9 protein-coding genes and 1 pseudogene are annotated in these 14,561 nt (G+C 72.4%); 6 read left to right on the forward strand and 4 right to left on the reverse strand.

The window, feature by feature from the left end; translation table 11 throughout:
- The first annotated feature begins 248 nt into the window (after positions 1-248).
- The 3 genes and pseudogenes from EDC02_RS26035 (at position 249) to EDC02_RS26045 (ending at position 5,148) form a co-directional block, all read left to right on the forward strand.
- Positions 249-2,129 (forward strand): annotated as a pseudogene (locus EDC02_RS26035) (adenylyl cyclase).
- 99 nt (positions 2,130-2,228) lie between these two features.
- Positions 2,229-2,423 (forward strand): phosphatidylethanolamine-binding protein, encoded by a 195-nt coding sequence (locus EDC02_RS26040; protein WP_123604217.1) that lies wholly within the window; start codon positions 2,229-2,231, stop codon positions 2,421-2,423.
- 136 nt (positions 2,424-2,559) lie between these two features.
- Positions 2,560-5,148 carry a SpoIIE family protein phosphatase gene (locus EDC02_RS26045; protein WP_158632308.1) on the forward strand — a complete coding sequence of 863 codons (2,589 nt, stop codon included), beginning with the start codon at positions 2,560-2,562 and terminating at the stop codon, positions 5,146-5,148.
- Between the two features lie 78 nt (positions 5,149-5,226).
- On the opposite strand, the gene EDC02_RS26050 is transcribed toward EDC02_RS26045, so the two are convergent.
- Together EDC02_RS26050 and EDC02_RS26055 are read right to left on the reverse strand one after the other, a co-directional pair.
- Positions 5,227-6,006: a trypsin-like serine protease gene (locus EDC02_RS26050; protein WP_123604219.1), complete on the reverse strand. Its 780-nt coding sequence runs from the start codon at positions 6,004-6,006 to the stop codon at positions 5,227-5,229.
- A 196-nt stretch (positions 6,007-6,202) separates the two neighbouring features.
- Positions 6,203-6,748 carry a peptidase inhibitor family I36 protein gene (locus tag EDC02_RS26055; RefSeq protein WP_123604220.1) on the reverse strand — a complete coding sequence of 182 codons (546 nt, stop codon included), beginning with the start codon at positions 6,746-6,748 and terminating at the stop codon, positions 6,203-6,205.
- Between the two features lie 387 nt (positions 6,749-7,135).
- Between EDC02_RS26055 and EDC02_RS26060 the strand changes: the two genes are divergently transcribed.
- Both EDC02_RS26060 and EDC02_RS26065 read left to right on the forward strand, forming a co-directional pair.
- Complete coding sequence (locus EDC02_RS26060; RefSeq protein ID WP_158632309.1) at positions 7,136-8,785, forward strand: sigma factor; 1,650 nt, start codon at positions 7,136-7,138, stop codon at positions 8,783-8,785.
- A gap of 65 nt (positions 8,786-8,850) precedes the next feature.
- Complete coding sequence (locus EDC02_RS26065; RefSeq protein ID WP_123605149.1) at positions 8,851-10,665, forward strand: glycoside hydrolase family 15 protein; 1,815 nt, start codon at positions 8,851-8,853, stop codon at positions 10,663-10,665.
- Here the strand turns inward: EDC02_RS26065 and EDC02_RS26070 are convergent.
- The gene (locus EDC02_RS26070; RefSeq protein WP_123604222.1) at positions 10,598-11,905 is read right to left on the reverse strand and encodes a glycosyltransferase; all 1,308 of its coding nucleotides are present in this window, start codon (positions 11,903-11,905) and stop codon (positions 10,598-10,600) included. The two genes, EDC02_RS26065 and EDC02_RS26070, sit on opposite strands and share 68 nt — an antisense overlap.
- A gap of 91 nt (positions 11,906-11,996) precedes the next feature.
- On the opposite strand from EDC02_RS26070, the gene EDC02_RS26075 reads away from it, so the two are divergent.
- Positions 11,997-13,766 carry a glycoside hydrolase family 3 protein gene (locus tag EDC02_RS26075; RefSeq protein WP_233606288.1) on the forward strand — a complete coding sequence of 590 codons (1,770 nt, stop codon included), beginning with the start codon at positions 11,997-11,999 and terminating at the stop codon, positions 13,764-13,766.
- A 42-nt stretch (positions 13,767-13,808) separates the two neighbouring features.
- Here EDC02_RS26075 and EDC02_RS26080 read toward each other — a convergent pair whose 3' ends face one another.
- On the reverse strand, positions 13,809-14,528 hold the full coding sequence (locus EDC02_RS26080) for an ABC transporter permease (RefSeq protein WP_123604223.1): 720 nt from the start codon (positions 14,526-14,528) through the stop codon (positions 13,809-13,811).
- Positions 14,529-14,561 lie beyond the last annotated feature (33 nt).

The raw sequence follows: 14,561 nt of genomic DNA on the forward strand, positions 1-14,561 counted from the left end.
CTCGACCGCCGAGCTTACCCCTACCGGGAATACGTATGTTCGCGGATCCGGCACCGCCGTCGGCCGGCGACCGGCGAGCGCCCCATAGCCAAAGACCGATCCAGCGGGTAGAAACAGATCATTCCCCGCCGGCACCGGTGGTGCCGGCGGGCGAGATCGAGAGAGCGCTCTCACGCAGCTCTGACCGACCCGACCCCACCCCACGCCGCGCCGGGGCAGCCGCCACCGGCGTGACCGGAAGGAACCCGATGATCCGACGACACCCCGGCCGGCTCCGGCGGACCGCCGGCAGCCTCGCACTCGGCCTGGTCGTGACGACCGCAGCCGCCGGCCTGACCAGCACCACCGCCGCCGCCGGCCCACCGCACCGGCCCGACCGGACCGGCCTCGGCCCACATGTCACGGTCTTCCACCCGGGCATGCCGGTCGACGAGATCCAGGCCCGGCTGGACGCCGCGTACAACCAGCAGGTCGACAACGAGATGGGCCGGCAACGGTACGCGTTCCTCTTCCGACCCGGTAGTTACGGCACCGCAGATCAGCCGCTGCACATCCGGGCCGGGTACTACACCGAGATCTCCGGCCTCGGCGCCAGCCCCACCGACGTGGTGATCACCGGCAAGATCGAGGCGTACAACCGCTGCCTGACCGACGGCGGCACCGGCAACTGCATCGCCCTGGTCAACTTCTGGCGGACGCTGTCCAACCTGTCCCTGCGCATCGACCCGACCGGGCAGGACGAGTGCCGGTCGACGGCGAACTTCTGGGCGGTCTCCCAGGCGGTGTCGATGCGCCGGGTGGACGTCAGCGGCGGCGGCCTGTCGTTGATGGACTACTGCACCGCCGGGCCGCAGTACGCCAGCGGCGGCTTCATCGCCGACTCCCGGCTGCCCGACGTCACCAACGGCTCCCAGCAGCAGTGGCTGACCCGCAACAGCGAGATCGGCAGCTGGTCCAACGGGGTGTGGAACCAGGTCTTCGCTGGCGTCGTCGGGGCACCGGACGACGAGGCGTTCCCCGACCCGCCGTACACCACCCTGGACAGCACGCCGTTGCGTCGGGAGAAGCCCTACCTGTTCGTCGACCGGCGCGGGGCGTACCAGGTCCGGGTGCCGGCCGTGCAGCGCGACAGCAGCGGCATCTCCTGGGGCACCGGCCTGACGCCGGGCCGTACGCTGCCGATCCGCGACTTCTTCGTCGCCACCCCGGCCGACCCGGTGCACGTGATCAACAGCCAGCTCGCCCGCGGCCGCCACCTGCTGCTCACCCCCGGCGTCTACGACATCGCCCGCAGCATCAAGGTCCGCCGACCGGACACGGTCGTGCTGGGCATCGGGCACGCCACGCTGACCGCCCGCAACGGAGCGGTCCCGCTCGAGGTCGCCGGCGTGCCCGGCGTGGTGGTCGCCGGGGTGACGATCGACGCCGGGGAAACCGAATCGCCGGTCCTGCTGCGGGTCGGCCGCGAACACGGCCGCAACCTGAGCACGCCGCGCAACCCGGTCACCCTGTCGGACGTGTACTTCCGGGTCGGCGGCCCGCACATCGGCCGGACCGACACCGCCCTGCAGATCAACAGCGACCACGTGCTGATCGACCACACCTGGGTGTGGCGGGCCGACCACGGCGTCGAAGGGTTCACCGAGGGCGTCAACGGCGACACCGACCGCTGGCACACCAACACCGGACGGTACGGCGTCGTCGTCAACGGTGACCACGTGACCGCGACCGGGCTGTTCGTCGAGCACTTCCAGCGGTACAACACGGTCTGAAACGGCGACCACGGCACCACCGTGCTCTACCAGAACGAGCTGCCGTACGACCCGCCGAGCCAGGCCGACTGGATGAACGGCGACACCCCCGGCTGGGCCGGCTACAAGGTCGCCGACCACGTGCGGCACCACCAGCTGTACGGCGGCGGCGTGTACGTGTTCAACCAGAACGACCCGTCGATCCGCACCCGCAACGGCTTCGAGGTGCCGCACCGTCCGGGCGTACGGCTGCGGCACATCATGACCGTCAACCTGAGCGCGGGCGCCATCGACCACGTGGTCAACGGGGTCGGCGCGGCCGCCGACACGACCCGGGTCGGCGCGCCGGTCTACCTGGTCGAGTACCCGGTGCCGTAGCCGATACCCGATGCCGTGAGCGGGTACCCGGCGCCGTAGTGGGTACCCGTCCGGTCGAACGGCCACACCGAGTCGGACAGGTCATCGCGAGGAGGCACGATGTCGGGGAAACGACCAGGCAGCAAGGGGTACGACAACCAGCGCGCCCGGCTGCGTAAGGACCTGGAGAACTCGGGTACGGCGAACGACGCGGGTGCCGACGAACTCGCCAACGAGATCCTGCAGGAGCAGGCCGACCGCCAAGGCGTGCTGCGTACCGAACGGGGTCTCGGCCCGAAAGGGGAACGGTCCTAGGCCGCAGGCGGTGACCGGCGAGGGGACCGACTGGCGTCGCCGGCACCTGTGAGCCGTACGGCGGTCGACGCTGCCATTATCTTCTGGTGCGCACCCGGGGAGGTCTTCTGGTGCGTGTCCGGGGAGGATGACAGCTTTGACACAGGTCGCCGGCGAGCCGGCACGTCGGCGGGACCAGGCCGGGCAGCCGGACCGGGGCGGGCAGCCGGACCAGGCCGGGCAGCTGGGCCGGTCGGCGCTGATCGCGCTCTGCGTCACCGCCGCGTACGCGATCGGCTCCGGCTGCGCCTGGCTGCTGTTCCACGCCTCGGCCGTCGGCGCGGTGTTCTTTCCGCCGGCCGGGGTGACCCTCGGTGCGCTGGTGCTGACCCGTCGCCGGCACTGGCCGTGGATCCTCGGTGCCGTTGGTCTCACCGAGTTCGGCATCGACCTGTGGCAAGGGCTCGGCCCGCTGAGCGCACTCGGCTTCGCGCTGACCAACGTCGTCGAACCGCTGGTCGGTGCCGCCGGGCTGCGGTGGCTGCGGCCGGGCCGGATCGACCTGACCCGGTACCGCGACGCGGCGGCGTTCCTGCTCTACCCGGTGGGCATCGGCCCGTTGGTCGGCGCGGTGATCGGGGCCACGACCAGCGCGGTCAGCACCGGCGGCGCCTGGTGGCCGGCGTTGGGCCGGTTCTGGGCCGGCGACGGGCTCGCGGTGCTCACCCTCGGTGCCGCCCTGGTCGGCCTCGACGCGATCCGCGGCCGGGTCCGGCCGTGGCAGCTGGTCCGGGGCGGTACGGCGTTGGCCGGCACCGGAGCGCTCACCGTCATCGGTTTCTGGCCCCGGGAGCTGCCGCTGGCCTACCTGCCGGTGCCGGTGCTGCTCGCGGTCGGCTTCCGGGGTCGGGTGGCGACCATCGGGGCGGCCGGGTTCGTGATGGCGTTCGCCGCGAACCTGCTCAGCGCCGCCGGGCACGGGCCGTGGTCGGTGCTGGCCGGACAGCCCCGGCTGGAGGCGGCATCGCTGCAGGTCTACCTGGCGGTGGTGGTGCTCGGTGCCTGGGCGCTGGCGATCGCGGTGGCGGAGCGGGACCGGGCGCAAGCCGAGTCACGTCGTGAGGTGGCCGCCCGCCGGCGGTTGCAGGCGCTGCAGGACGTCACCGCCGGGCTGGCCACCGCCGCCACGTCCGACCAGGTGATCCGGGTGCTGGTCGACCGGGGCGTCGGCCTGGTCGCCGACCACGGCGCGGTGGCGCTCACCGATCAGGCCGGCGGGTCGGTCCGCAGCTGGCCGACGGCGGCCCTCGCCGAACAGGTCGCCGGCGGCTTCGCCACGTTCCCGCTCGACGGGTCGGACCGGTTGCCGGTCGTCGACGTGATCCGGACCGGCCGGCCGGTCCAACTGCCGACCCTGGCGGCGCTGGACGCCCGCTACCCCGTACTCGCCGACGCTCATGCCCGGACCGGCACCCGCAGCCTGCTGGCGGTGCCGGTCAAGGTCGGCGACCGGTGCCTCGGTGCGCTGGCGTTCGCGTTCCGTCGGGACGACGCGATCACCCCGGAGGTGGTTTCGATCGCCCGTACCCTCGCCGAGCTCGCCGGTCAGGCCGTCGACCGGGCAACGATGTACGAGTCCGAACACGCCGCCGCGCACCAGTTGCAACGGGCGTTGCTGCCGCAGATCTCGCCCGACCTGCCGGGCGTCACGGCCGCCGTGTGCTACCGGCCGGCGGAGCACGGCCGCGACGTCGGCGGCGACTGGTACGACGTGTTCGAACTGCCCGGCAACCGGGTGGGTATCGCGGTCGGGGATGTCGTCGGCCACGGGCTGTCGTCGGCGATCACGATGGGCCGGCTGCAGCAGTCGCTGCGCTCGGTGGCGCAGACCGGTGCGTCACCGGTCGAGGTGCTGGAGGCGCTGGACACCGCCTGCCAGACGATCGACGGGGCCGACTTCGCGACCGTCGGGTACGCCGAGTACAGCCCCACCGACCGGGTGCTCACCTACGCCTGCGCCGGGCATCTGCCGCCGCTGCTGGTGGCCGGCGGGGTCAGCCGCTACCTGACCGACGCCCGGTCGCTGCCGCTGCGGCTGACCGCGCAGCCCCGGACCCAGGCCCAGATCGCGGTGCCCGACTCGGCGATGCTGGTCTGGTACTCCGACGGTCTGGTCGAGCGGCGCGACCAGGTGATCGACGCCGGGTTGGACCGGCTCGGCCGGGCCGCCGCCGGGTTGTCCGGCACCGAGCCGCAGGTCTGGTGTGACCGGCTGTTGGACGCGATGACCGACGGCCAGGTGATCACCGACGACACGGTGGTGGCCTGCGTCCATCTGGACGGGCTGCCGACCGGCACGGACGGCTCTCCGGTGCTGCGGCTGACCCTGACCTCCCCTGCCGACCTGTCCGCCGCGCGCCGGGCGCTGCGGGACTGGTCCGCCGGCAACGACCTGACGCCGGATCAGGTCGACGCGCTGTTGGCCACCTGCAACGAGGCTCTGATCAACTCGTTGGAGCACGCCTACCACGGGCGTCCGGGCGGCCCGGTCGCGTTGCAGGTGATGCTGCTGGACCGGCAGCAGGTCCGGGTCGAGGTCACCGACCGGGGGCACTGGCGGGGCCACTCGCACGACGGGTCCGACCGGGGGCGCGGGCTCGATCTGATCAACCGGATGGCCCGCCGGCTGGTGCTCGACCTCTCCGGTGCCGGCACCCGGGTCACCATCACCCTGCCCGGTCAGTAGTCCTGCCGTCCCGGTGGTCGACCACCGGGGCGGGTGGTCGACCGACCGGGACGGTGATCGACCACCCCGGGACGGTGGTCAGCCCTGGATCGCCTGACGAATCCAGTAGGCGATGTTGTCGACCCGCGACGTCGTCTCGACGTCGGAGTGCGGGCAGTCCGGGCCGAAGCTCTCCACCGAAACCAGCGCCGGACCGCGGCGACCCCGCTCGACGAAGTACGGGGCACCGGAGTCGTACGGGCAGGCGCTGGTGTCCGGGTGCGGGTACCGGCCGGTCACGCCGATGGTCGAGTCGGCGACCTCGGTGACGGCGAACAGCCCGGTGCGCAGCACGGTCGACGGCACCGGGTCGACCGACGTGTCTGCGCCGTATCCGGTGAGCCGGACGATGGCTCCGACCTGCGGCGGCCGGTGGGCCAGGGCGATCGGCTTGATGCCGCGTACCGGCTGGTCCAGCTTTGCCAGCGCCAGGTCGTTGGTGGGCGACTGGCGTACCGCGATCACGGTGGCGACCTGGCCGCCGTCGCCGGTGAGGTCCGCCCGGCCGACCGTCGCGGTGGTCAGGTCGGCGACCGGACGGTCGACCCGTACGCCGTCGAAGGTCCGGAAGCAGTGCCCGGCGGTGACCACCCACTGCGGGTGGATCAGGGCTCCGGAGCAGGCGCTGTTGCGGCGGCCGCCGTCGGCCGTCGGGATCCCGGTCATCGTCAACTTCACCGAGAACTGGTACTTGCCGTCGGGGACGACCTTGCCGTTGGCGACGGCACCGGCCGGCCCGGCGGTGGCCAGGCCGAGGCCGGCCGTCACGGCCAGCGCGAGCGCCGCCGTGGCCAGGCGGGAGGCGAGGGTACGGGACACAGTGGTTCCTTGTCGGATGGCCGCACCGGACGACCGGGTCGCAGGCTGGGCGGCACCGGTGCCGGCGGGCAGCGGACGTGGACTCTCGACGCTAGGTCGGCCCGCTGACCATCGGACATGGACATTTCCCTACATCTTTCCGGCACACCGCGACGGCGATACCGACTCACTGTCCGGTCGCGACGCAATGCTCTCCTCAGGTGCACGCACGGTAGACGTAGTCGGCCCGGTTGCGGTGCGGTGAGACGTCGGGCACGGTCCGGCGGGCCGTGTCGACCACGAAGAGTTTGGTGTCGGTCGGGCCGGTCTCGTCGAGGAACGTGGTGCTGCCGTAGTTGAGGTTGTAGTGCACGGACTCGGTCCGGTTGCGCCACCCCCAGTGGCCGAGGTCCTGCCATCCGCAGTCGCTGAGCCGCCCCCGCGGATAGGTGTAGTTGGTGCCGTCGTAGAAGCAGAACCAGCCGCCGGGGCAGTCCGGTCCGGCAAGCGGCCCGACGTCGGCGGGACGGGCCACGCTGACGATGAACACCCCGCCGGAGTAGGCGATGTCGGTCTGGTTGACCTGGATGCCGCCGGGGTGGGCCGCCAGGTAGGCGTCCACCCGGGACTGGACGGTGATGGGGCCGGCGGCGGCGACGCCGGGCTGCAGTCCGGTGGCCAGCACGGCGACGGCCAGCACGGCGGGTGCCAACCGCCGACTCAGGTGAGGGCTCCGGTGACGGATCCGATTGCGGTGCGTCATGGCGGGCTCCAGTTGGTCCGTGTGGCGGTTCGGAAGTGGGTTGGGCGTACCAGCGAGACCGCCGTCACCCTCAGTGCCCAGTCAGGAACTTTGCGGCACGATACCGCTGACGATAGCCAATCAACCAACGAGATCGCCATATCTGCGTCAATAAATAAACGAGCTTCAGTCACGTTTCTCCGACCCAGAGTGAGCTGCAACTTTCGGCCAGCAACTACCACCACGCAAAGCGCGACTTTCTCATGTTCCACATCCTGGAACAATTTGACCATGATCAACAAAAATCATCGGGCACGATCTGGCACGCTGACGCCTCTTATATAGCGGATGCCGGCACCGGCACCCCCGATTGCGACGACGTCACCAGAACGAGTACCGAGGAGCATTGTGGATGCGGAAGATGCGGCAGAGCTCGATGCCTGGCTCGGGGAACAGGTGAGTCGGCATCATGCGCTGCTGTGGACGGTATTGTTTCAGCGCCTCGAGGACACCAGAGTCGCCGAAGATCTTCTGCAGGAGACATTCGTCAGGGCATGGCTGCACCGTCGGGACGGTCACCAGATCCGGCATCCGAGGGCGTGGCTCTACCGGATGGCCCGACGACTCGCCGAAGAATGTCTGGACAAGGACCATCGCAGCCAGCAGGCCTCGCGTACCACCCCGCTGACGCTGGTGGTCAGCAACGACGGCGAACCGGGTGCCGGCCTACTGCGCCAGAATGTGGCCCGGCTCGGTCGGCGGCTCAGCGTCAAGGACCGGGAGTGCCTGCTGCTGACCAGCTACGGCGTCAGCACGGCCGACATCGCCGCCATGTTGCGGATGAGCCCGGCGGCGGCACGGCGGTCGCTGTACCGGACCCGCCGCGCGTTGCACAAGCTACGGGACGAGGTGCAGGGCCGGCGTACCCCTTTCCCGAGCATGGATCAGGAGCCGGCCGAGGACGACTTCCGCCGCGACGAGATGGTGCAGCTGGCCGTCCGGGCGCTACTGCCCAGGCAGGGCCGGATTCCGCCGCCACCGGAGATCGACGTCACGGACCTGATAGCCCTGGCACACCGGCGTCAGTCGGCGCAGGAATCGACCCGCTGGCGGTGGCGGCGGCCCAGGCTGTGGCGACCCGGGCTGTGGCGGCCCAGGCTGTGGCGACCCGGGCTGTGGCGACCCGGGCTGTGGCGGATCGCGGTCCCCACGGTCGTCCTGGTGGTGCTGCTGATCATCGGGATCGAGGGCGTCCGCCCGTACGGCGTGTCCGGGCCGGACCCGGTCGGGCCGGACACCACCGACCCGGTCCCCGCCGACCCGGCCCAGCCGCTGCCGCTGACCGCCGGCCCGGGCACCGCCCCGGCCCGGCACCAGTTGGCGGCGATCGCCCGGCACCTCCACTCGCTCGACCAGGCGGCGCCGGACCAGCCGGCAGGAGCCACCGGCCGCTACACCTACGTCCATCTCCGGGCCTGGTGGCGCGACGATCCCGCCACCGGGCAGGACGGCGGAGCGTACGACCGGCGACTGTGGTGGGCCGCCGACCGGTCCGGGCAGGAGACCCGGGTCGACCCGGCGGAGCCGGACCGGCCCGCCGAGGTGGTCGAGTACCCGCCCGGCGCGCTCGGTGTCGCCGTACCCGATCCCGCCGCCGACCGGACGGTGCTGGCCGGCCAGCTCGCCGAGGAGCAGCCGATGCACGAAGGCCCACAGGCCGCACTGCGGGCGGTGGTCGGCCTCTACCGATTCCACGACCTGTCCCCGGCCCAGCGGGCCGCCGCCCTGGCCGTCCTCGCCGACGCGGAGCTGGCCACCCACGGCCCGGTGCTGGACCGGGCCGGCCGCTCCGGCGTCGCGGTCAGCGCGACCGGTGAGATGGACGGCCGACCGGTGCGGGACACCGCCGTCATCGACACCGCCACCGGTCGGCTGCTCAGCTACGAGCGGGTGGCCCTGCCCGCCGACGACCGCGTAGCGGCCGGCACGGTCACCTACTACCTGGTGTTCCTGCGCTCCGGCCGGGTCGGTCGGCTCGGCGCCGAACCGGCCGACTGACCCGTCACCGGATACCCGCCCCGGACGGCCGGCATGAACCTGCGGCCGGCGGGTACCCGGTGACGATGCCCGACATCGCCAGCTACGGGCTCCTGAGCGACTGCCAGGGAGCGGCGTTGCTGTCCGCGGACGGTTCCGTCGACTGGTGGTGCCCGGCCCGGTTCGACGCGCCGAGCGTCTTCGCCCGGCTGCTCGACCCCGGCGCCGGGCACTGGTCCATCACCCCGGTCGACGGGCATCGCATCGCCCGCCGCTACCTGGCGGACACAATGGTGCTGCAGACCGACTTCCGGACCGCCGACGGCGAGCTGCGGCTCACCGACGCACTGGCCCTCGGCCCCGGCGAACGTGGCCACCGCATCGGCGACGCCTCGCCGCACGTGCTGCTGCGCCGCGTCGACGTCCTCTCCGGCACCGTGCAGGTCGACGTCGACCTGGTGGTACGACCCGAGTACGGCCGGGTCGTCCCGGTGGTGACCGGCGACGACGGGCGGATCGAGCTGGTCGGCGGCAGCGACCGGCTGATCCTGACCGGCGACCCGCTGCCGGCCGAACTGTCCGCCGAGGTGGACCGGATCGGCGGCCGGCTCACCCGCACCGCCGGGCAGACCGTCCGGTTCGCGCTGCGGCACCTGCGCGCCGACGACACCACGCCGCCAGCCGACGACCGGCGCTGCGGCGTGGACGACACCGTCGTCGGCTGGCGGTCCTGGGCCGACGAGCACCACACCTACCAAGGGCTCTACCAGGAGCAGGTACGGCGCAGCGCGCTGGTGCTGCAGGCGCTGACCTACCAGCCGACCGGTGCGGTGGTGGCCGCGCCGACCACCTCGCTGCCCGAGGAGGTCGGCGGCGACGCGAACTGGGACTACCGGTACGCCTGGCTGCGCGACGGGGCGTTCACCATGCAGGCGCTGTGGGTGGCCGCCTGCCCCGACGAGGCACACCGGTTCTTCGACTGGATCGCCGACTCGGTCGGTGAACTGCCCACCGACCAGCCGGTACCGATCATGTTCGGGGTCGGTGGCGAACGGGACCTGACCGAGCACGATCTGGAGCACCTGCGCGGCTACCGGGGCTCTGCGCCGGTCCGGGTCGGCAACGGCGCCTGGCGGCAGCGGCAGCTCGACGTGCTCGGCGAGGTGCTGCACGGTGCCTGGATTCTGCGCGACCGGCTCGGCGGCCTGTCGGCTGGCACCGTACATCTGCTCCGTGGTCTCGCCGAACGGGCCTGCCGCACCTGGTCCGAGCCGGATTCCGGGATCTGGGAGGGTCGGGAGGGCGAACGCCACTACCTCACCTCGAAGCTGATGTGCTGGGTGGCGCTGGACCGGGCCATCGGGCTGGCGCCGGTGTTGCACGCCGAGCGTGACGTCGACCGCTGGCACCGGACGCGGGAACAGATCCGCGCGGCGATCCTCGACGAAGGTTGGAGCGACCGGCGCCAGGCGTTCACCGGTGCGTTCGGCTCCGACCATCTCGACGCCGGCGTCCTGATCATGCCGATCGTGGGGTTCCTGCCCGGCACCGACCCCAGGGTGGTCGCCACGATCGACGCCATCGAGGCGGACCTGACCCACGACGGTCTGGTCCAGCGGTGGACCGGCGGCGAGGACGAAGGAGCCTTCCTGATCTGCTCCTACTGGCTGGCCGAGGCCCTCGCGCTGGCCGGCCGGCACGACCGGGCCCGCCAGGTCTTCGAAGCGGCCACCGCGTGCGCGAACGGTCTCGGTCTGCTCGCCGAGGAGGTGGACCGCCGCGACGGCGGCCTGATCGGCAACTTTCCGCAGGGGCTGTCGCACATCGGTCTGATCAACGCGGCGTGGACGCTGTCCCGGACCGGGGAGGCGTCGCGACCACCGGGCCCACCCGTCGGGTGACCGGGCGGTCGTCGTCCGTCGGTGCCAACGCGGCCACCGCCGTCAGGTCCAGGCCGGCGAGGCTCTCCCGATACCGCCGGTCGTCGCGGATCCGCCGCACCGCGGCGGCGATCCGGTCGGCGCAGCCGACGTCCAGCAGCCGGTACGCGGCGTCCCGCCCGGTGCGGGCACCCGCGTCGAGGCTGATCCCGATGCCGAGCCGGGCCGCCTGCCGGGCGACCAGCGGCTGATCGCCGAAGAACGGCACGACGACCATCGGTACCCGGGCGATGATCGCCTCGTGGAAGCTGTTGCTGCCGCCGTGGGTGACGAACACGTCGGCCCGGCTGAGCACCCGCTGCTGGTCGACGGCGTGCCGGATCACCCAGTTCGCCGGGTACCGGTCCAGGATCCGGCGGCCCCGGGTCGGGAACACCACCGTCAGGTCGGCCGAGGACCAGTGCCGGGCCAGGCCTGCGACGCACCGGCGCAGCGCGCCGACCAGCTCCGGCTCGGCGTACCAGAGGTTGTCCAGCACCTCGGTGCCGAAGGACAGGTAGACGACCGGCCGGGCCGGGCCGGCACCCCGGCTCTCCCGGCCGGCGCCATGGCCGTCCTGGTGGTCCGGCCGGTCCCGGGACGGCCAGCCGTCGGAGAGGTAGCCGGCGAAGCGGTAGCCGACCGCCGCCCGGTTGTCGCGGAAGTCGGTCGGCGTGACCGTACGGTACGACCAGAGGATGTTCTGCTCGGCCGGCAGGTGCAGACAGTTCGAGACGAGTTCCACCGTGGCCGGGTCGAGCGTGACGCCGTACCGCCGGTCCAGGGCGTCCAGTGCCGCCGTGTTCGCCGGTGCCGTCAGGCAGCGCCGCAGGTATCCGGCGTCCGTCATCGGCCCGACCAGGCCCGGCACCGAGCACCACGCCGGCACGCCCAGCCGGCGGGCGACCAGCGCGCCCTCGATCGCGCAGAAGTCGTACAGCACCAGGTCGGGGCGGTAGGCGCGGGCCACCGCCAGGCATTCGCCGAACAGCCGGTACGCCCGGTCGAACACCCGGTCCGCCGGGGTGTTGCGGAACTCGCGGCAACCCGGCACCGCGACGGTCGACCCGGCCAGGTCACCCAGCCGGGGCGCGGTGGTCTGCCGGTCGACGAGCACCAGGCGGAAGCTGTCCTCGGCCCGGTGCCGGCGGATCAGCCGTTTCAGGATGTTGAGGTGTCCCTCGTTGGGGATGCTGAACACGAGCACCCGTCGTCGCCGCATTCCGCACCTTTCCCGCCGGCCGGTCCGACAAACCACCGCATCCCGGCCGAACCGCCTGCCCGGCGGCGCTCACCCCGTTACCGTCGGCCCGGTGACCACCCAGCAGCCAACCGTCATCCGACCACCCCGACCACCGCTGCAGCAGGCGGACGACCTGCTGGGCCGGATGAACCTGGCGGAAAAGGCCGGCCTGCTGTTCCATCCGATGATCGGCATCGGGCCGGGCGGGACCCTCGCCCCCGCCGACCCGGACGCCGGGCTGCTCGCCGCCGAGGACCTCGTCCTGCACCGCCGGATCAGCCACGTCAACCTGGTCGGCGTCGCGGCACCGGCCGACCTGGCCCGCTGGCACAACCAGCTGCAGGACCTGGCCGCGTCGACCCGGCTCGGCGTACCGGTGACGGTCTCCACCGATCCCCGGCACGCCCGGTCCGCCAACCCCAACACGGCGGCGCTGGCCGGCGCCTTCTCCACCTGGCCGGAGCCGCTGGGGCTGGCCGCCACCGGCGACCCGGAGCTGGTGTGGCGGCACGCCGACACCGTCCGGCGCGAGTATCTGGCGGTCGGCATCCGGGCCGCGCTGCACCCGCAGGCCGACGTCGCCACCGATCCGCGCTGGCCACGGGTGCTGGGCACCTTCGGTGAGGATCCGGAGCTGGTCAGCCGGCTGACGGTGGCGTACCTGTCCGGGTTGCAGGGTCCGACGCTCGGACCGGACAGCGTCGCCGCGCTGGTCAAGCACTTCCCCGGCGGCGGCCCGGTCCGCACCGGCGAGGACCCCCATTTCCGGTACGGCGCCGAGCAGGCCTACCCGGGTGGCCGTCTCGCCGCCCACCTGGCGCCGTTCGTGGCGGCTGTCCGGGCCGGCGCCGCGCAGGTGATGCTCGGCTACGGGCAGCCGGTCGGCACCGAACTGCCGCCGGTGGCGTTCGCCTTCAACCACGAGGTGGTGACCGGGCTGCTCCGCCAGCAGTTGGGTTTCACCGGGGTGATCTGCGCCGATTGGGGGGTGCTGACCGACACCTGTTTCCGGGGCGAACCCCGCCCGGCCCGGGCCTGGGGCGTCGAACACCTCGAACCGGCGCAGCGGCTGCGGACCGCGCTGCACGCCGGGGTTGACCAGTTCGGCGGCGAGGCCCGACCGGACCTGGTCGTCGACCTGGTCCGCGGCGGCCAGGTCACCGAGGACCGGATCGACGAGTCGGCCCGCCGGGTCCTGCACGACAAGCTGCGGCTCGGCCTGTTCGAGCACCGCTACGTCGACCCGGAGCACGCCGCGCAGGTGGCCGGCGGCCCGCCGGCCCGCGCCGCCGGACTGGCCGCCCAACGGGCCTGCGTCACGCTGCTGCGTCAGGCCCCGCCGGACAGCCCGGCCCGGTTGCCGCTCGCCCCCGGCCTGCGGGTGTACGCCGAAGGCCCGCTGCGTGCCGCGCTGGGTGGCAGGTGGACGGTGATGTCGGACCCGCGCCAGGCGGACGTGGCGGTGCTGCGGCTTGCCGCACCGTACGAGCGGCGGCCCGGCCCGGTGGAGGCGTACTTCCACGCCGGGCCGCTGGAGTTCCCGCCGGGCGCGGTGGACCGGGTGCTGGCGATCGCGGCGGCGGTGCCGACCGTCGTGGACGTCTACCTGGACCGGCCGGCGGTGCTCACCCCGCTCGCCGGCCGGGTCGGCACGCTGCTGGTCAGCTTCGGCGTCGAGGACACCGCGCTGGTCGACGTACTCGCCGGGGAGCCGGCACCGACCGGCCGGCTACCGGTCGATCTGCCGGCCAGCCAACGGGCCGTGCTCGCCGGGCAGCCGGACGCCCCGTTCGACGACCCGGCACCGCTGTTCCGGTACGGCCACGGGCTGACGTACTGATCCCTGGTGGATACGCTGTCAGCGGCTCCCTGGTGGATACGCTCAGCGGCGCGGTTCCCAGCGGAACAGCCGGGCGGCCAACGCGACGGCGACGACGACCCAGCCGAGGGTGGGCGCCAGCAGGGCCAGCGAGTCCGTCACGGCGACGCCGCCGTTCCATGCGTCGACGACCAGTTCGGTGGCCGCGCCGCCGGGAAGCAGCCGCTTGAGCAGGGTGAGATCCTCGGTGCCGCCGATACCCACCCAGCTCATCACGGCGATGATGCCGAGGCTGACCGGCAGCGTGGTCACCTGGGCGTGCTCGGGTGAGTTCGTCAGCCCTGCGGTGGCCAACCCCAGACCGATCAACATGATCGTCGTCGCGACGACGGCCGCCGCCAGCAGCGGGATGTTCGCCGGCTGGCCGGTGACCACGGCCAGCACGGTCAGAATCCCGGTGACCTGGACCAGGGCGATGACGGTGGCCGGGGTGAGCAGTCCGGCGAGGATCTGCGGGTCGCTCGCCGTGGTGGAGCGCAGCCGTTTGAGGAAGAGGTTCTGCCGGCGGGAGGCCAACGTGGTCACCGTGGTGGCGTACAGCCCGAACGCGCCCACGGTGAACACCACCACCCCGGCGATGTACCCGAGGCTGCCCAGCGCCGCGAATGATTCGTGCTGGTAGATGAAGTACCCGCTGACCACGATGGGCATGATGAGACTCGTGACCAGCACGAGCCGGTTCCGGAAGATCTGGGTCAGTTCACTGACGGCGATGGAGAGCATGGCGAGACGGTCCGTCCTTCAAGGATTCGGTAG

It is taken from the genome of Micromonospora sp. Llam0, from assembly GCF_003751085.1.
Lineage (GTDB): Bacteria > Actinomycetota > Actinomycetes > Mycobacteriales > Micromonosporaceae > Micromonospora_E.

Bases quoted from the DNA above. Each gene is read 5' to 3' on its own strand.
- EDC02_RS26040 (WP_123604217.1), top strand. From the start codon at position 2,229: ATGTCGGGGAAACGACCAGGCAGCAAGGGGTACGACAACCAGCGCGCC.
- EDC02_RS26055 (WP_123604220.1), bottom strand. From the start codon at position 6,748: ATGACGCACCGCAATCGGATCCGTCACCGGAGCCCTCACCTGAGTCGG.
- EDC02_RS26065 (WP_123605149.1), top strand. From the start codon at position 8,851: ATGCCCGACATCGCCAGCTACGGGCTCCTGAGCGACTGCCAGGGAGCG.
- EDC02_RS26070 (WP_123604222.1), bottom strand. From the start codon at position 11,905: ATGCGGCGACGACGGGTGCTCGTGTTCAGCATCCCCAACGAGGGACAC.
- EDC02_RS26080 (WP_123604223.1), bottom strand. From the start codon at position 14,528: ATGCTCTCCATCGCCGTCAGTGAACTGACCCAGATCTTCCGGAACCGG.